This window comes from Rhodococcus sp. P14, assembly GCF_000256505.1.
In the GTDB taxonomy this organism is placed as follows: Bacteria; Actinomycetota; Actinomycetes; order Mycobacteriales; family Mycobacteriaceae; genus Rhodococcus; species Rhodococcus ruber.
In genome coordinates this window covers 1-18,003 of the sequence record NZ_AJFC01000322.1, presented here as the reverse complement: position 1 = coordinate 18,003, position 18,003 = coordinate 1, and the positions used below count along the sequence as shown (strand labels likewise).

Genomic DNA, 18,003 nt, shown 5'->3' with positions numbered 1-18,003 from the left:
GCCCGCGGCGGCGGCTGCCAGCCGGACTGGCTGCTGGCGTCGTTGACCCAGACCGAGCCGTCGGGATGCACGCGCACCGTGCAGGGATAGTCCACTCCGTCGTAGTGGACCCGCACGCTGTCGCTGTCCAGGTCGCGGAGGGTGAATTCGTTCACGACACCGTCGATGTCGAGCAGAAGGTCGGTGTCCCCCTGCCAGCCGCCCAGCCGGTAACCGACGTGCAGTGCCGAGTCCTTTCCTGCGCGGTGCCAGGTAGCACGGGTCAGCAGGCGGGTGGCGAGGGACCGGAAGCCGGGCCGGGCATGTCCACGGACCGGATCGCCGCTGCGGCGCCGCGCCGTCGAGACGGCCACCGCGGCGGCCAGGTGGACCGGCCAGGCCGTGGCCATCGGCGGGTCGAGCAGGTGTTGGTGGTGGTCGAGGAAGTCGGTGCGGGTGGCACCGGCGAGGTAATCGGGGTCCCGGAGCAGGGACGACAGGAAATCGCGGTTCGTCGTCACGCCGTGGACCTGGGTGGCGTCGATCGCGGCCGCCAACGCGAACGCCGCCTCGGCGCGGTTGTCGGCGTGGGAGATGATCTTGGCGATCATCGGGTCGTAGAAGGGGGAGATCTCGGCCGGGGCGGCGATCCCGTCCTCGTAGCGGATACCGGTCCGCACCGGGTGGATGTAGTGGTGCAGCGTGCCCGGGGTGGGAAGATAGTCGTTCGCGGGGTCTTCCGCGTAGAGCCGGACCTCGATCGCGTGCCCGTCGATGCGGACCTCGCCCTGGTCGAATCCCAACGGCTCGCCGCGGGCCACCCGCAGCTGCAAGGCGACCAGGTCCAAGCCCGTCACCTCCTCGGTGACAGGATGTTCGACCTGCAAACGGGTGTTCATTTCGAGGAAGTAGAACCCGCCGGTCTCGTCGTCGAAGAGATACTCGACCGTGCCGGCGCCGACATATCCGAGCTCCCGGACCAACGACACCGCCGTCGAGCCCATCTTCTTGCGCACCTCGGGGGTGATGACGGGCGAGGGTGCTTCCTCGAGGACCTTTTGGTGGCGGCGCTGGATCGAGCACTCACGTTCGCCGAGATGCACCGCATTGCCGTGCTTGTCACCGAAGACCTGGATCTCGATGTGCCGGGAGAACTTCAGATACCGCTCCAGGAAGACCGTGGGATTACCGAACAGGTTCGCGCCCTCACGGCGGGCCGAGGCCACCGCCTCGACCACATCGTCGGCGCGCTCGACCAGGCGCATACCCTTCCCACCGCCACCGGCAACGGCCTTGACCAGGAGAGGGAAGCCGACCTCGGCTGCGGCGGCCTCCCATGCGGCGGTGTCGTCGCCGGTGATGACCGCGTCGGGGAGCACCGGCACATCGGCCTTGCGGGCCCATTCCTTGGCCCGGTCCTTCAGGCCCATTTCCCGGATCGAGTTCGGGCTCGGACCGACGAAGAGAATCCCGGCGGCCTCACAGGCCTCGGCGAAGTCGGCGTTCTCGGAGAGGAAACCGTAGCCGGGATGGATGGCATTCGCGCCGGTTCGGCGGGCGGCATCGAGAATTTTCTCCCACACCAGATACGACTCGGCGCTACTCGCTCCGCCGATCGGGACGGCGAAGTCGGCATCGGTCACATGCGGGGACCGCGCGTCGGGATCGGAGTACACCGCGACCGTGCGGATTCCCATTGCCCGGGCGGTACGGATGACACGTCGCGCGATTTCCCCGCGGTTGGCGATGAGCAGGGTGCTGATCGAACTCTGATTCACAATCCTTCTCACAATCGGAACGTAGCGAACCGGGCCGTGCCGGTCACCGGTGCGGAATGGGTGGCGGACAGGGCCAGGCCGAGCACGGTGCGGGTATCACGGGGATCGATCACGCCGTCGTCCCACACCCGGCCCGTTGCGTACACCGCCCCGGACTGACTGTCGATCATCTCCTCGATCTCGCGGCGCACCTGGGCATCATCGGCGTCGCTGAATGCCGCACCGGACCGCTGCGCCGCGGCCTTCCGGATGATCGACATGACCCCGCCGAGCTGGGCGCCGCCCATCACGGCGATACGGTGATTCGGCCAGGTGAAGACGAACCGCGGATCGTAGGCGCGGCCGGACATCGCGTAGTTGCCGGCACCGTAGGACGCCCCGATCATCAGAGTCAGATGTGGGACCGTGGAGTTCGAGACGGCGTTGATCAACTTCGCGCCGTCCTTGATGATGCCGCCCCGCTCGGCGGCCGAGCCGACCATGAAGCCGGTGATGTTCTGCACGAACAGCAGGGGGATGTTTCGGGCGTTGGCGAGCTGGATGAAGTGGGCGCCCTTGTTCGCCTCGTCGGAGAACAGGATGCCGTTGTTGGCGAGGATGCCGATCGGATATCCGGCGATCGAACCCCACCCGGTGACCAGCTGGGTGCCGTAGAGCGGTTTGAACTCGTCGAAGCGTGAGCCGTCCAGAACGCGGGCGAGGATTTCGCGAACCTCGACCGGACGCTTCGCCTCGGCCGCCGCGCAGCCCAGTAGTTCTTCCTCGTCGTAGAGGGGAGCATCCGCGGGCAACGACGGCCCCGGACCGGCCTTGGTCCACTGCAGGTCCGACACGATCTGCCGGCCCAGGCGCAGCGCGTCACGCTCGTCTTCGGCGAGGTAGTCGGCGAGGCCCGACACCCGGGCGTGCATCTCCGCACCACCGAGCGATTCGTCGTCGATGTCCTCGTTGATGGCCATCTTCACCAACGGCGGGCCACCGAGATAGACCGAGGCGGCTTCCTTGACCAGCACGGTGTACTGACTCATTCCCGGCACGTACGCACCGCCGGCGGTGGAACTACCGAAGACGAGGGAAATCGTGGGGATTCCGGCGGCCGTGAGGCGGGTGAGTTCGCGGAAGGTCCGCCCGCCGGGCACGAAGATGTCGGCCTGGCGGGGGAGGTCCGCACCACCGGATTCGACAAGCGTGATCACGGGCAGTCGGTTGCGCTCGGCGATGTCGAGGGCACGCAGCTGCTTGGCCACCGCATCGGGGTTGAGCGAGCCGCCCTTGACCGTCGATTGGTTGGCGATGATCATGCACTCCACGCCGCGGACGGGACCGATCCCGGTGATCAGCCGGCCGCCGGGCTGCTCGTCAGGATCGTGCGCCCCCGCATAACACGACAACTCGAGGAACGGCGCGTCCTCGTCCAGGAGCAGATCGACACGCTCTCGCGCCAGCAACTTCCCGCGAGATCGATGGCGCTCGACAGTTTTCGCGCCACCCGCGTCGAGCACGCGGTCCGCGAGGGCCTCGAGCGGTTCGAGGGCGTCGAGCATTGCCCGGCGATCGAGCAAGAACTGCTCGGACCCCGTATCGATCCGTGTGGAAATGACCGTCATAGGTACACCTCGATCAGACTCGTGGAAATCGTGTGGTGGTGCGGCCGGTGCGACCCCCACCGCGGCAGGTCGGACGCCGACTGTTCCCGCCGGACGGCACTACGGCTGCTGCCCGACGTGGGAAACGCATCGGCGAAAGAGGAGCACCGAACCGTTGGGGCGCCCCGGAGAAGGGGCCCCCTCCAGTTCGCCTGCCCCCCGATACCATCCATGAAACAGTAAGTTGATCGACGAGTCAAGTTCTATTTGTGACAGTTACCTGCACAAAGTGCAGCCTCGTCACCAGTGCTGGGAAGAAACTCGGATCGACAATTGACTATCCAATCAATATGTGGCTATCATCACAATAGCGCCTGGTGGTGACAGGGACTATCAATCCCGGCCTCCGGGGAAGTGCGCCTTTCACGGCCGTTGCACCAGCGGGCGACCCGCCCGCCACACCCCACGACGGCGGCCTCGAGCGCACATCAAGAGGACGAACCGCGATGTCGAGTTCAGCGTGCCCCGTGTCATCAACGAACGACCAGAACCCAGGAGTGAACCAGATGTCTGATCAGGACAAGGCGTCGACGAGCACCCACACCGATGCCCTGGTCATCGGTGCCGGCTTCGCCGGTGTGCGCATGCTCATCGAACTGCAAAAACTCGGACTGTCCGCCGTCGCGCTCGAAGCGGGAACCGACGTCGGCGGCACCTGGTACTGGAACCGGTACCCGGGCGCCCGGACCGACAGTGAAAGCTGGTCGTACTGCTTCCCCTTCCCGGAGATCGAACAGGAATGGGACTGGTCCGAGCGCTACCCCGGCCAGGAGGAGGTGCAGCGCTACATCGGCTTCGTGGCCGACCGCTTCGACGTTCGCCGTCACATCCGCTTCGGCCACCGTGTCACGGCCGCCACCTACGACGACGCGGACAACACCTGGACGATCACCACCGACGACGGCAACCAGTTCACCTGCACCTACTTCTTCACCGGCCTCGGGCACCTGTCGGTTCCGCAGGAGCCGCCGTACGAAGGTCTCGACAGCTTCAACGGCGAGGTCTACCTCACCGGACGGTGGCCGAAGGAGAAGGTGGACTTCACCGGCAAGCGCGTGGCAGTGGTGGGAACCGGGGCCTCCGGCATTCAGACGATCCCGCACGTCGCCGAGGTCGCCGAGCACCTGACCGTCTTCCAACGCACCCCGAACTACGTGATGCCGGCACAGAATCACGATCTGGACGACGAGTTCCGCCGCAAGATCAAGTCGGACTACGCCGCGGTCTGGAACAAGGCCCGAAACCATGTCTTCGGCTTCCCGATGGATCCGGCGGGGCGGATGTACGACGACGTCGAAATCGACGCCGAACGTGACCGCATCTTCGAGGAAGGATGGCGCAACGGCGGCTTCCACTTCGTCTTCGAGACCTTCGACGACCTCATCCTCGACCAGCGATCGAACGACGCCGCCGCGGAATTCATCCGAAAGAAGATCCGCGAGATCATCGAGGATCCCGAGACCGCCGAACTGCTCACCCCCCGCGGATACCCCTACGTCTCCAAGCGGCCGCCGTCGGGAACCAACTACTACGAGACCTTCAACCGCGACAACGTCAGCCTCGTCGACATCCGCACCAATCCGATCGAGGCTCTCACTGCCAACGGCCTGCGCACCCGCGAGCGTGAATACGAGTTCGACGTCATCATCTTCGCCACCGGATTCGACGCCGTCACCGGCGCTCTGAACAACATCGACATCCGCGGCGAACGCGGGGTCGGACTCTCCGAATACTGGGCCGCCGGCCCCGAGACCTACCTGGGCATCGGCACACCCGGCTTCCCCAACATGTTCATGATCTGCGGCCCGCAGAGCGCGTACGCCAACATCCCGGTCATCATCGAAAAGGTCGTCGAGTGGCTCGGCCGGGCGCTGACCTATATGAACGAACACGGATACGACCGCATGCAGCCCACGGCGGAAGCCACCGCGCGGTGGACCGAGCACGTGGCGGAAATCTTCAACATGACGCTGCTCCCGAGCGGGGAGTCCTTCAACAGTTGGTACCTCGGTGCCAACATCCCCGGCAAGCCACGCCGAGTGCTGTTCTACTTCGGTGGGGCGGCCGGCTACTTCCAGGAAATCGAGAAGAGTGCCAGCCACGACTTCGAGGGTTTCGAGTTCTCGAGACTTCCCGTCGCGTCCGGCCGCTGAAATCGCTACAGGAAAACGAGAGTCGATGTTCGTCATTGCAAGCACCTACACCCGACCTTTCAGCCGTGACGAGGCCGTGGTCGCCGAGCACCTCGCGTTTGTCGACCGCTGCTACGAAGACGGGTATTTCGTTGCATCCGGTCCTCGTCAACCGTTCACCGGTGGACTGATCATTGCCCACGGCGACAGCGAGGACCAGGTCCGTGCCCTGATGCAGGAAGACCCCTTCGTGCGCGACGGGGTGGCCCACTACGAGTTCATGCATTTCCGCCCCTCCAAGGCCATCCACCCGGACCTGGTGGAGTCCTAGCGCTACGCCCTGGACGTGTCCGGCTCAGTTGCGCTGCTGAGCCGGACACGTCCAGGAACCGCACCTCACAGGGGTCGCCGGAAAGAGATAGAAGAGGACCACTTCTCATGAACAACGATACCGAGCCTGCTCGCTCGATCACACCGCAGTCAGCGACATTGTCGGCGCTGCTGCACAACGCGTCCCCGGACAGCCCCTTCCTCCTGTGCCCGGATCGAGACTGGACCTACGGCGACTTCTCCCGCGCGGTGGACGAGTTCGCCGCGGGCCTGCTGTCTATGGGGATCAGCAAGGGCGGCCGCGTCGCCATCGCCGCGCCCAACTCGGCACAATGGCTCATCACCTGGTTCGCCGCCGCCAAGATCGGCGCCATCCTGGTCACCTTGAATGTCGCATACCGCGAGCGCGAGTTCGACTACATGCTCAACCAGTCCGCCGCGAGCATGCTCATCTGCAGTTCCCGAGATGGTGACTTCGACTTCGTCGACTTCGTCCAGGGGCTCCGCCCGCGTATCCCCACCGTGTGTCACTACATCTTCCTCGACGACGACGGATTCGCCGGAAGCCATCGCTGGGATGAGATACCGACCGCACCCGACACCGAGACCCTTCGGCACCGCGAGTCGCTGGTACAACCCCACGACCCTGCAGTCGTCCTGTACACCTCAGGAACCACTGGCGACCCGAAGGGTGCAACCCTTACGCACGCCAGCATTTTGGCCTCCGCGGCCGCGACGGCCGAGCACCTACACCTGACCGCGGACGACGTCGCGATCGGCCACATGCCGCTCAACCACGTCGGTGGAATGACGTGCACCGTCGGTGCCACGATGGCCGCCGGCGGCAAGGTCGCACTACTCCCGCGATACAGCCCGAGAACGGCGCTCGAAGCCATCGACGGCCGGAAGGTCACGATCTTCATCGGCGTCCCCACGATGTACACCATGATGATGGACCTGCCCGAATTCCCAGCAGCGGACACCTCCTCGGTCCGCACCTGCGTAACCGGTGGGTCCAATGTCGAACCCGCATTGGGCCGACGAATCCTCGACACCTTCAACGGAGTCCGTATGGCCAATCTCTACGGCCTCTCCGAAACATCCGGGGCCTGCATCATCTCTGCTCCCGATGACGACCTCGAGACACTTGTCGCCACCCTGGGAGTCCCCATCGGCGACTTCGAGATCCGCATCACCGACGACGACCACCACCAGCTGCCCATCGACAGCGAAGGTGAGCTGCACATCCGCGGCCGATGCGTCGCCGACGGATACTGGAACAAGCCCGCCGAATCGAAACATACATTCCTCCCCGACGGGTGGCTGGTTACCGGTGACATGGCGCGCCAGAGACCGGACGGCCGAATTGCATTGTGCGGCCGCAAAAAGGAGATGTACGTCCGCAGCGGCTACAACGTCTACCCCGTCGAAATCGAGAACGTCCTTGCCGCCGACCCGACGGTCGCAATGAGTGCAGTGGTCGGAGTTCCCGACGACCTGTACGGCGAAGTGGGTCATGCATATATTGTCCCGACACCGGGAACAACTGTCGACATCGACGCATTATTCGACCGATGCCGCGAGCAACTCGCCAAGTACAAGATTCCCGCTCGGATACACGTAGTCGACACATTGCCGCTCACACCATCGGGAAAAATCAAAAAGGTCGCGCTACGTGCGTCGGCGCCAGCAGAATCGAGCCCGTAAGATAGGAACGACGATGCGCTGTGCGTGGCGGCGGATCCCGGAAGGATGACACGAGATGGCAGTACAGAACGGCAGTCAATCCGACACTGAACCCGCACGCGTCGCTACATCGCTCCGACCGGCGCAGCAAGAGGCGCCGACCACCCAGCGCGGGCGTCGTACGCGCGGGGCGTTGGTCGCAGCAGCACGTGAACTCTTCGAGGAGCGGGGCTTTCGCGAAACCCGGATCTCGGATATTGCGGAACGGTCCGGCACATCCTACGGCACTTTCTACCATTACTTCGAAACGAAGGAATCCGTGCTGAACGAACTGTTCACCATGGTGGCGGGAGAAATGTTCAGCGCCTCGCAAATGAACAGCAACGTGCCGGACGATGCGATTTCAAAAATTGAGGCCGCAAATCGTCAGTATATTGCTGCAGCGGCACGCAACGCCTGGCTCGTCGCAGTCATCGACGAAATGGCAATTCGGGATCCGCAGTTTCGTGACCTGAAATTGCAGATTCGGGACCTATTCCTGCGTCGCAACGAAGCAGGAATCAGGCGATTGCAGGAAGAGGGAGTGGTGGATTCTCGGCTCGATGCCGAAATCGCCGCAGCTGCGCTGGGCGGAATGGTCGAACACTTCACCCAGATGTGGTTCATCCACGGCGTGAAGTTCGACGAGGAGGCGGCCGTTCTCACACTGACTCAGTTATGGGCACAGGCCCTCGGTCTGCGCTTCGATCGAGCGGACGCCTAGTGGAAGGACCCGCGTGCCCGACAACCGATCAGCTGTTCATGATCCCGGCCGGCGACAAAATTTCGGCCCTTCGCTTCAGCAGCGGTCATAGGTAGCTTCCCGTGGCTGACGCACGTCACGGCCCTGATCGAGTGCCCTGTGTTGCGAGGACAGGGGCAGAGGCAGAGGGGAGGGCTCCGGGGGCCGGATTCGGGGACCCGGGCGAGTGTGGACGGAACTCGTCTGTACTGACGATATGACTTGCTGGTCAACTGTTGGATACAGCGAATGGGTCTACTGCGCAGAGGTTCTTCCTGAAAGGGAATTGACCGACAGCGATCGGATGCGGCCATTGGTGACGATCTAGTCGAATGATGATTCCCTGTGAGGGCGGTCGCAGATCAGGCGACTCGGCCGCGCACAGGAGCGGTGGAACCCTATGCGAGGCCATGCCGCTGTGCACATGCCGACCGGAGCGGGTAGCCGATCTCGAGGCCAGCCGGCGCGGAGTGCGCGGTTGGCTTCGCGTTGGAGCCGTGCAGAGGTCCGTAGCAGCACTACCCGACCCCGTGCCCCGCCAACACCGATGGAAGACGCGCGCACACACGGATGAAGCGCGGATCAAAAGTTCTGCAACCCAGAAGAATTCAACACCAAGAAGGAGTCATAAAATGAGCATCGAGCAGAACAAGCAGTTTGTCGAGCAATTCCTGGCCAAGTTCGCAACGGCCGACATCGACGCCGTGTTGGCCGACATGTCAGAGTCCTGCACCTGGTGGGTCGGCGGAAAACCGGAACTGTTTCCCCTGGCGGGAACCAAAACCAAGGAGGAGATGGGTGATCTCCTCAGGAACCTGGTCGTGCCCATGAAGAACGGACTCGAAATGAGGGTGAAGGCGCTCACCGCCGAAGGCGATCGCGTTGCTGCCGAGGTGGAGTCGTACGGTGAAAATCCGGACGGCAGCATCTACAACAACGAATATCACATGCTGTTCGTCGTATCTGACGGCAAGGTGCAACAAGTGAAGGAATACCTCGATACGCAACACACTTTCGACGTGTTCTTGGCGGGCAAGTAGCCGTCGGCACCCTGGATCCGCCCGAGCTTGTACGCGCGGATCGGCCGATGCCCCTGCGGGCATTCGCCCATCGTTGCAGCACACTGCGGTTTGTCTGTGAGTCGACCAAGGTTGGCTGTGTCACGCTGGGCCCAAACGTATTTCAGTTCGTGGCGGTGGACCCCGTGGTCCGACGTCCGCGTAAGGCCGCTCCGCAGCTATTACGACGAAAAGCGCGGTATCCAGGAGCGGAAGAGACCGTAGCTTTCGGGCATCCCATAGCCCCTACGTCGCAAGAAGCCGACAGGCTTTCGATTCGAGTGAATCCAACCTCCCAGTGTCACTGCGTTGCACGGAGATATGAGGCGAATCCCAAGCGGGTCACTACGATCTGCCGACTATCGGATCCAGTCATCGTTCTTCGTGGTGGCAGCACAAGCCCTTGCCCGACTCGTACGATAAGGAGCAGCGATGAAAATTGGAGTTATTCAGGTCCCGGCCGATCGTGAGCACGACTCGGCAGTTGTAGCGCGGCGTGCCGAAGAACTCGGCTTCGAGTCGTACTGGCTGGGCGACCACCCCGTCGTACCGGTTGATGACAAGTATCTGAACTACCCGGGGCGCTGGGAGGAAGGCGCCACCGAGCCGCCCAGCTTGGTGATGCGCGAGCCTGATCCGCTCATCTGCCTGGCTCGCGCTTCCGCGGTCACCAGCACCATCACTCTCGGCACCGCTGTGCTGCTGCCAGCCGAGCGGGAGCCGATCCTGACCGGGTCTCAGGTCGCCACGCTCGACGACGTGTGCGGTGGGCGGCTGAAGCTCGGTGTTGGAACGGGATGGAACGAGTCCGAGTGCCGCGTCATGGGCGGGGACTGGAAGCACCGATGGTCCCAGGTCACCGAACACGTCGCTGCCATGAAGGCGCTGTGGACAACCGACCCCTCCGAATTCCACGGTACCTACGTCGACTTCCCACCCGTGCGGTCCTTCCCGAAACCACGCAGTCAGCCGCATCCACCGATCCTTCTGGCGTCGATGGGTTCACCGAAGGTATTCCAGCGCATCGTCGAGTGGGGCGACGGCTGGATCCCGATTGTGCAGACTGCGGAGGAACTCGCGGCGGGAGTTGAGCAGCTTCACGGGTTCGCCAGAGACGCCGGTCGAGACCCGAACGAACTCGATGTCAGTGTCTTCGGGCTGCAGGGGCAGTGGCGCACGCGCGACGAGGTCGCCGCGCTCGAAGCAGCCGGCGCGGACCGCGTCATCATCTGGCTTCAGGATGTCCCTCTTGACGAGATCCTCAAAGAACTCGAGGATCTGGCGGCTGAACTGCTGGGGTGAGGCCTACCAAACGAGCGATCCGACAAGGCAGACGCGTTGGGTGGCCCCAAGGGAGCAACGCCGCCAGCAGCATCACCGTCTCGGTGTGGTTTCGCTCCGCCGTAGGCACTCGGCGTGTCGAGGGTGGCCGCGTACGCATGGTTGCGGGTAACTACCGCGACTCTGGCGTTCCGGGTGGCGCGAAATGGTTCACCGAGCAGTGACCGCTGTGGAGCCGGTGGCATGCATAGGGCAGAGCGTGATAGCGCCCGTGGCCGCTGCGATACCACCGGAAGATGTTCGCTCGCCTCGAGACGATCGTTCAGCTGACGAGGGCCGGGGGATCAGCTGTGGTGGCGGGGTTGGCGTCGTTCCTGGCGTCATCCTGTCATCACTGGGATGGGCGCTGAGCGTGCGGTGTCGGATCGATGTGACGTGCTACAACGGCTGACATCAACTTGTGACGTAGGGGAACAGATGGCTCAATTCGTATCTCTCGAGGCAACCGCCGACCATGTCGGCGTCGGAATCATCCGGATCGATCGTCCGCCACTCAATTTGCTGAGTCGGCAGGTGCAGATGGAGATCGCTGCCGCTGCCGAGGAGGCGAACCGGCGCGCCGATATCAACGCCGTAGTGGTGTACGGAGGTCCGAAGACCCTGGCTGCCGGTGCCGACATCAAGGAGCTGCACTCGATGAGTTCGGCCGACCTCCGTGCGGATGCCCGACGACTGCAGAGAGACCTCGGTGCCCTCGCAGACATCGTCAAGCCAACCGTCATGGCAATCACCGGGCTCGCGGTCGGTGGCGGTCTCGAATTAGCACTTGGGGCGGACTGGAGAATTGCCGCCGAGGATGCGAGGCTCGGACTCCCAGAGACCAGCCTCGGAATCATCCCTGGAGGCGGAGGCACCCAGAGATTGGCTCGGTTGATCGGACCCTCCAAGGCCAAGGAACTCATATTCACCGGTCGGGTCATCGGGGCCAGCGAAGCACTTGGCCTCGGACTCGTCGACGAAGTAGTCACACCTGATGAGGTGTACGACGCCGCTCTGGCGTGGGCGGGACAGTTCAGCCGCGGGGCTTCTCTGGCGATTTCGAACTCCAAACGAGCCATCGACCTCGGAATGCAGGTCGATCTCGCGGCAGGATTGCGAATTGAGGAGGGTCTCTTCGTGGAAGTCTTCGACACGAAGGACCGGGAGAGCGGCTTTCAGTCCTTCATCGATGATGGCCCAGGCAAGGCGAAGTACAGGGGCGAGTAAGTACTGCAACGACCCTTTGTGATGTCGCCGTTTGTAGTGGCTGGTGCGGGCTCTGACCTGGTCGGCGCGGCGCCTGTTCGACCAGTACCAGACGTGGGCGAGGGCGTGGCGCACCGGACAGGCGACTCGGTTGAACGGTCGTCGAATCATGTTGACTGTCAGAGGAACCAGCGGTGTCACGCCGGTTGGAGATCCCCCTTTCTTCACGCCTCGGCGCAGGATCGTCAGGAACGCGGCGCGGCCGGATGTCGACGACCGCCTAGTCGTAGAACGGGGGACCGTGCGCACGGTCGCCGCGCCGCATTCGTTGCCGCGCGGTGTCCGGTACGTCCGTCGCGACGGAATCGACTCGGCGCCTTTGCAGCTGCATCGACACCACCATCTGTGACTTGGGCACCGCGAGAACGTGCGGCACGTACCGGGATTCGAGCCACATCCGCAACGTGCCGACCTGCCCGTAGGCCTCGTCGCCGGTGACCCACGCGAACGGTACCTCCGCGGCGAGGGCGCGTTCGATCATCGACTGTGCCAGTGAGGGTTTCGCCAAGAATGCCACCTCGTCGCCGATGCCGGCGTCCCGGCACCGATCGCGGTCCTCGGTCCGGGCCTTCGGCAGGTGGAACTCCCGGTCGATCAACGCCCGCCGCGATCGGAGGCGTAGGCGAGGAACACCCCGATCTGGCTGTTCTCGATCCTCCCGGCCGTGCCGAAGTACCGCCGGGCCACGCCGACCGAGCGGGCTCCCTTCTTCACAAGGCCGGTTTCGTCGACGATCAACATCCCGGAGTCGGCGTCGCCGATCGACTCGATCACGATCTCGCGCACATCATCACGCACTCCGTTGCAGTCCCAGGAGTGGAAGTTCAGCAGCCGCTGCAAGCCCTCCGGGCCCGTATCGCGGGCCGCCTCGGCCAGCGTCCAGCCGTTCAAGCGTTCCAGCTCTCCGAGCAAGCCGCGCAGGTATGTGCCTATCCGGCGTCGCACCTCCACCGCGAAAAACGGTGTGCGAACCGTGCGCAGAATGCCCGGAACCCCGCCGCCCACTCCAGTACCTCCGATGGCAGCGCCATCAAGTATCACGGGGCACACCAGTGGTCGCAGACCGTTGCTTCAGTACTAAGCGGATGTCTCGTTTGGCGAGCTTCTTCCAGCATGGCGGCGCGGCGGCAAGTTGGAGGAAGCCGGCGAAATGGGCGCCGTGGCGTTCGTAGCGGATCGTCATCCTGCAGTAGCCGGTCAGCCCACGCCAAGGTGCGTTCGATCTTCCACCGGTATCGACCCAGGCGCTCGCTGGACTCGATCCCGCGGCGGGCGATGCGCGGCACGATGCTCCGCTCGCGCAGCCACCGGCGGTGCACGGTGTCCGGGTACGACCTCATCTGTCGTTGTGGGTACGACCTCATGTGTCGGTGCCCGACGGTCTTATGGTGCCGGGGCGTCGGGCTTGGTGACAAGGGCTTGGCGGTCCTTGAGCCGGTAGCTGGGCCCGTTGATGGTCAGCACGTCGCAGTGATGCAGTAGTCGGTCCAAGATGGCGGTGGCGAGGACATCGTCGCCGAGGACCGAGCCCCACTCGGTGAACGACTTGTTGCTGGTGACGATCGTCGCGCCCTTCTCGTTTCGGCGGCTGATCAACTGGAAGAACATGTTGGCCTCCTCCCGGTCGAGCGGCAGGTAGCCGACTTCGTCGATCACCAGCAGTGACGGGCGCATCAGGCTGCCCAGCTGCTTGGGCAACCGCCCGACCGCATCGGCGGCTTTGAGTTTGCGGACCAGGTCGTCGAGGGTCGTGAAGTAGATCGAGTACCCGGCCTGACACGCCGCGACAGCCAACGCCACCGCGATGTGCGTCTTGCCTACCCCGGGCGGACCGAGGAGGGCGACATTGCTTGCACGGGAGACGAATTCGAGTGTCGCCAGGTCCCGGACACGGCGTGGTTCGAGGCCGGGTTGGAAGCTGTAGTCGAACTCGTCGAGGGTCTTGTGGTGCGGCAGGGCCGACAGCTTGAGGGCATTGCGGAAGCGCCGCGATTCCCGCACGGCCAGTTCCTCGGCGAGCAGATGGTCGAGGAAGTCGAGATAGCCCATCGAGTCCGTCTCGGCGCGGGCGGCGGCCTCGCCGGCGGTCTCGGCGGTGTGACCGAGACCGAGTTTGAGAGCATTGTCGATGATGCGTTGGGTGACAAGAGTATTCACTGTTTTCTCCGGTGTGGTTGTGTGGTCAGATGACGTCGGCGTAGACCGACAAGGGGCGGTGGTCGACATGAACGTGTCCGACCTTCGCCGCGACCAGTTGCTCGAGCAGCTCGACCGGCGCCGGTGTCGACGGGACAGCTGTCACGACGTGGCCGGGGTGCGGGTCGGGGTCGACGGTGGTCGCGCGGGTGTGCCCGTCCGGCAGGCCGGCCCAATGGGCCGGATCGACGATCCACGATCCCTTCGTCGTCGCCCGCGGATGCACGCACAGGATCTGCCCGCCGTCGCAGGTCAGGGCGGCGATGGCGACGCTGTCGGTCCCGGCGCGAACCTCGACGCGCTGCCCGGCGCGCACCCGGTCGGCGGGCACCGAGTACAACGACGCCTCGAACGAGACCAACGCGTCCTTGCCGACCCGCCGCAGGTGCGCATCGGCCACCAGATACGGCTGCGCCGGCAGCGGCCGCAACGCGGCGTGATCGACGGCGGCACGCTCCCCGATGAGCCGACCGTGGGTGCGGTGGACCTGGCCGCGGCGGATCGGCACCCAGTCGGCGAACGCCCGGTCGACGTCAGCCAGGTCGGTGAACGTCCGGCCGGCCAGCACGTGGTCGCGCACGATCGCGACCTGCCGCTCGACCCGCCCCTTGCCGGTCGGGCGGTAGGCGCCGAGCACGTCGATCTCGAACCCGTAATGACCGGAGAACGCGACCGCGGCCGGGTGCAGCGGTACCGCATGACCAGGGCGGACGTGGCGACGCACCACCGTCTTGGTGCGGTCGTAGACGACGGTGGCCGGGACACCACCGAAGTGGTCGAAGGCACGGATGTGAGCTCCCCAGAACGCGGACAGACCCATGCTGTGGGTGAAACAGCAGAACGGGTCCCGCGAGTAGGAGAGCACCATGTGGAACGAGTAGACCTTGCGCCCGGAGCCGAACAGGTCCCCTTCCTCACCCCAGTCGACCTGGGCCTGCGCCCCGGGGACAGTGTCGAAGCGGCGGTGCAATCCGCCCGAGGGCAGCGTCCGGTCCGCCTCCAACTCGTCGGCAATGACGGGACGTGCTGTGCGACAAAACATTTTGACGCGCTGATAGTGCACAGTGATGTTGTAGTCGGCGGCGAGGCGTTCGCAGATCACCGACGCCTTGAGGCCGATGTCGGCGCGGAGCATCTGTTCGATCACTGCGGCGGTCTCGTCGGTGATCGCCCGGGGCTGTGTCCCGGCCCGGGACGTGCCTTTCGGCGGGGTGGTCGGGGCGTCGGCGGCGAGGTAGCGGCGCACGGTGCGCCAATCGCAGCCGCATTCACGGGCGATCTCGGCGTAGGTTGCACCGGCCTCGTGCAGTGCTGTGAAACGGCGGATGTTCATCCAGGACTCTCCATCGAGGATCATGGGCAAGGGCCACCCTTCGGGTTCGTCGACTTGGCGGTAGACGAACCGAAGGGTGGCCCTTGCCGTGGGCGAGTAACGGCAGGACTCGCCGAACACCTACATATGAGGTTGTACCTGGACCGTCACGTCAGGGTGTACGCGGACACACGGCGGAGTCGTAGCCGTTGTCCGCCCGCAACCGCCCGGCGTGCGGCGACGCGGACCACGGCGTGACCGCACGGCCGGGATCGCGGCGACCATCGATTGCAGCATGACGCTGTCGTGGGTGTTCGCCGAGGTCGCCCGACTGGTGGTTGGCACGCCTGACGCTTGACATAAACGGAGGGATGTAAGATTGATCACAGGGATGGGCGATTGTCGCTGGCGCCACGGTCGTCCAGACAGTCAGGAGTACATGAAGATGGACATGGACGTACGGCACTTGAAGATGTTCGTTGCCGTTGCTGAAGAAGGCAGCATTCGGCGTGCGGCTCAGAAGTGCTTCACTGCCCAACCCCAGGTTTCGCAGGTCATTCGGAGGTTGGAGCGAGAGATCGGCGTGGACCTCCTCGAACGCTCTCACCGCGGAGTTGAGCTGACCCCCGCCGGCGTCGTTCTTCTCGATCAGGCGCGGCATCTCATCAGCCGATTCGATCACGCGGTCCAGTTGGTCCGGGACACTGCGGTAGCGCGTCCCCTAGTTGTCGGTCTGATGGCTGGGCAGATTGCAGCAGCAGAACTGACCGTCCCGATCATCAGGGCCTTCAAGGACACATATCCTGGCGTACCTATCAAAATCCATGAGTGTACTTTCGAGGAACAGTTCAGTGGACTGAGGGATGGCGACGTTGACATCGCACTTGTCCGTCCCCCGTGTTCCGAAGATCGCCTCACCGTTCTGCCGCTCTTCCGCGAACCCCGGATGGTGTGCATGAGCACGAGCCATCCACTCGCGGATGCAAGCAATTTATCTGTCAACGACATCCTCTACGAACCCATGATCGATCTGGTCAATGTTCCTCGCAAATGGGTCGATTTCTGGCTCCTGAACGATATCCGTCAGGAACCCGGACAGACCCGCAGCACACCAGCGGTGACAATCGCTGAACTGAAGTTCACCCTGATGTTCGAGGATGTTCTCATGCCGATTGCGGGGAGCGCCTGGCGTATGGGCCTTGAAGACCCATCGCTCAAAGCTATTCCGCTGAGAGATGCCACACCATCCGAAATCGCTGTTGCATTCAACCCGGAGGAGGCAAGGCCAGAAGTTCGCGCCTTTGCAGACTGCGCGCAGAAAATTAGCCAACTCATGATCGATCGCATTCCAGGCGGCGATCTCTGCGAGCTTTCCCGATGAATATGCTGTTCTCTGGAACTAGCCTTGATCTTTCGCGCGGTCCGCGTGTCGGCCTGAGGGGTCTCGGCTCGGGTGTTCTGGTCGTGGATTCGGCGCTCGGTCACGGACTGTTGCCCGACGCGGTCGGGTCACGTCGCGCCTGGCTTGCACCAGGCGAGTCGATTTTCGGGATGGACTCGGCATTTGCGCAGGTAGCAGCGGTCCAGCTTCAGGAAATGGCACACTAACGGGCCGGGTGGGCTCCGACCCGTGGCCGCCCACCTCCGCAAAGTCCGCGCCGCCTCGGGAGCAACCGCGGTGCAGATCGCAGCCATGCAAAGCCGCCGAGACACAGTGCTCGAGCACCTCGGTTCGTCCATACCGACAGTAAACTTGCTGCGTTACTCGAGACGGCCCGCGAGAAACCGCTCGCCAGCCGGCAAGAACTCGACCTCGACCTTGACCTCGGCGCGGGCACCGGTGGATCATCGACGATCACCCGGAAACGGTCCCGCTGGTTGATCGAGGTCCTCGCTGCTGATGGCGCTCATTGAAAATGCTCAGTCCTCCTCATCGTAAGTGCTCACCCTTGTGGCTCCGCCGATGAGGGCGGGTCTCCTTCGATGCTGGTGGTCTCTGACCACGCACCAGCACGTCGAAGGAGACCCACCTTCTCATGTTGACATGGGAGGACTATGTGGAGATACACGCACTGCACAAACGAGGCTGGACGACCACCGTCCCCGGTGTGCGCAAACGGGCCGGTGAGGACCGTTCGAGCCGCTCGTCGACTACGTCACGACCCAGCTGCGCGAGGATCCGCACCTGTGGCCGCGGACCTTGTGCGACGAACTCGAGGACCTCGGTGACGCGGCGTCGTATCCGACGCTGACCCGCCGGATCCACACCCGCAACCTGAGACCCGCCTGTCACTCCTGCGCGGGCGCCACGGAGCACCCGAACGCGGTGATCGAGCATCTGCCGGGGGAGGAAACCCAGTGGGACTTCCGTCGAGCTGCCGGACCTACCCGCGTCGTGGGGCTGGGGGAAGGCGGCGAATCCGCTGGTCGGCTCGTTGGCGCATTCGGGCCGCTGGCGCGGGGTGCTCGCCCCGGCGATGCCCCAGCCGCACCTGATCGACGGTCTCGACCGCGTCGTC

At 64.1% G+C, this 18,003-nt stretch carries 12 protein-coding genes and 5 pseudogenes; 10 read left to right on the top strand and 7 right to left on the bottom strand.

The window, feature by feature from the left end; translation table 11 throughout:
• Positions 1-1,757 (bottom strand): acetyl-CoA carboxylase biotin carboxylase subunit (locus tag OEY_RS28975; protein WP_010596133.1); only part of this gene is annotated, 1,757 nt, incomplete at its 3' end.
• Positions 1,758-1,765: 8 nt separating this feature from the next.
• Positions 1,766-3,364 carry an acyl-CoA carboxylase subunit beta gene (locus OEY_RS0123090; RefSeq protein ID WP_010596132.1) on the bottom strand — a complete coding sequence of 533 codons (1,599 nt, stop codon included), beginning with the start codon at positions 3,362-3,364 and terminating at the stop codon, positions 1,766-1,768.
• A 545-nt stretch (positions 3,365-3,909) separates the two neighbouring features.
• Here OEY_RS0123090 and OEY_RS0123085 point away from each other — a divergent pair.
• The 7 genes from OEY_RS0123085 (at position 3,910) to OEY_RS0123055 (ending at position 11,937) form a co-directional block, all read left to right on the top strand.
• Entirely contained in the window at positions 3,910-5,556 is a 1,647-nt protein-coding gene (locus tag OEY_RS0123085) for a flavin-containing monooxygenase (RefSeq protein ID WP_010596131.1), read from the top strand.
• 25 nt (positions 5,557-5,581) lie between these two features.
• The gene (locus OEY_RS0123080) at positions 5,582-5,866 is read left to right on the top strand and encodes a YciI family protein (protein ID WP_010596130.1); all 285 of its coding nucleotides are present in this window, start codon (positions 5,582-5,584) and stop codon (positions 5,864-5,866) included.
• Positions 5,867-5,973: 107 nt separating this feature from the next.
• Complete coding sequence (locus OEY_RS0123075) at positions 5,974-7,572, top strand: class I adenylate-forming enzyme family protein (protein WP_010596129.1); 1,599 nt, start codon at positions 5,974-5,976, stop codon at positions 7,570-7,572.
• Between the two features lie 55 nt (positions 7,573-7,627).
• Positions 7,628-8,314 (top strand): TetR/AcrR family transcriptional regulator, encoded by a 687-nt coding sequence (locus OEY_RS30045; RefSeq protein WP_082061197.1) that lies wholly within the window; start codon positions 7,628-7,630, stop codon positions 8,312-8,314.
• A gap of 650 nt (positions 8,315-8,964) precedes the next feature.
• Positions 8,965-9,372, top strand: a complete 408-nt coding sequence (locus tag OEY_RS0123065; RefSeq protein ID WP_010596127.1) for a nuclear transport factor 2 family protein — start codon at positions 8,965-8,967, stop codon at positions 9,370-9,372.
• A gap of 450 nt (positions 9,373-9,822) precedes the next feature.
• The gene (locus tag OEY_RS28965) at positions 9,823-10,692 is read left to right on the top strand and encodes an LLM class F420-dependent oxidoreductase (RefSeq protein ID WP_010596126.1); all 870 of its coding nucleotides are present in this window, start codon (positions 9,823-9,825) and stop codon (positions 10,690-10,692) included.
• A gap of 456 nt (positions 10,693-11,148) precedes the next feature.
• Positions 11,149-11,937 carry an enoyl-CoA hydratase/isomerase family protein gene (locus tag OEY_RS0123055; RefSeq protein ID WP_010596125.1) on the top strand — a complete coding sequence of 263 codons (789 nt, stop codon included), beginning with the start codon at positions 11,149-11,151 and terminating at the stop codon, positions 11,935-11,937.
• Between the two features lie 262 nt (positions 11,938-12,199).
• On the opposite strand, the pseudogene OEY_RS28960 reads toward OEY_RS0123055, so the two are convergent.
• The 5 genes and pseudogenes from OEY_RS28960 to OEY_RS30960 form a co-directional block, all read right to left on the bottom strand.
• A pseudogene (locus tag OEY_RS28960) lies at positions 12,200-13,007 on the bottom strand (IS701 family transposase); the annotation flags it as partial.
• Positions 13,007-13,292: pseudogene (locus OEY_RS31300) on the bottom strand (hypothetical protein); the annotation flags it as partial. The pseudogenes OEY_RS28960 and OEY_RS31300, both read right to left, overlap by 1 nt.
• 67 nt (positions 13,293-13,359) lie before the next feature.
• Positions 13,360-14,133, bottom strand: a complete 774-nt coding sequence (gene istB / locus OEY_RS0123045) for an IS21-like element helper ATPase IstB (protein WP_010596123.1) — start codon at positions 14,131-14,133, stop codon at positions 13,360-13,362.
• 25 nt (positions 14,134-14,158) lie between these two features.
• The gene (gene istA, locus OEY_RS0123040) at positions 14,159-15,505 is read right to left on the bottom strand and encodes an IS21 family transposase (RefSeq protein ID WP_010596122.1); all 1,347 of its coding nucleotides are present in this window, start codon (positions 15,503-15,505) and stop codon (positions 14,159-14,161) included.
• 178 nt (positions 15,506-15,683) lie between these two features.
• A pseudogene (locus OEY_RS30960) lies at positions 15,684-15,805 on the bottom strand (IS5/IS1182 family transposase); the annotation flags it as partial.
• A gap of 118 nt (positions 15,806-15,923) precedes the next feature.
• Here OEY_RS30960 and OEY_RS0123035 point away from each other — a divergent pair.
• The 3 genes and pseudogenes from OEY_RS0123035 to OEY_RS31295 all read left to right on the top strand — a co-directional run.
• The gene (locus tag OEY_RS0123035; protein ID WP_010596121.1) at positions 15,924-16,865 is read left to right on the top strand and encodes a LysR family transcriptional regulator; all 942 of its coding nucleotides are present in this window, start codon (positions 15,924-15,926) and stop codon (positions 16,863-16,865) included.
• Positions 16,866-17,114: 249 nt separating this feature from the next.
• Positions 17,115-17,383, top strand: a pseudogene (locus OEY_RS31535) (IS1634 family transposase); the annotation flags it as partial.
• Between the two features lie 137 nt (positions 17,384-17,520).
• Positions 17,521-18,003, top strand: a pseudogene (locus tag OEY_RS31295) (IS21 family transposase); the annotation flags it as partial.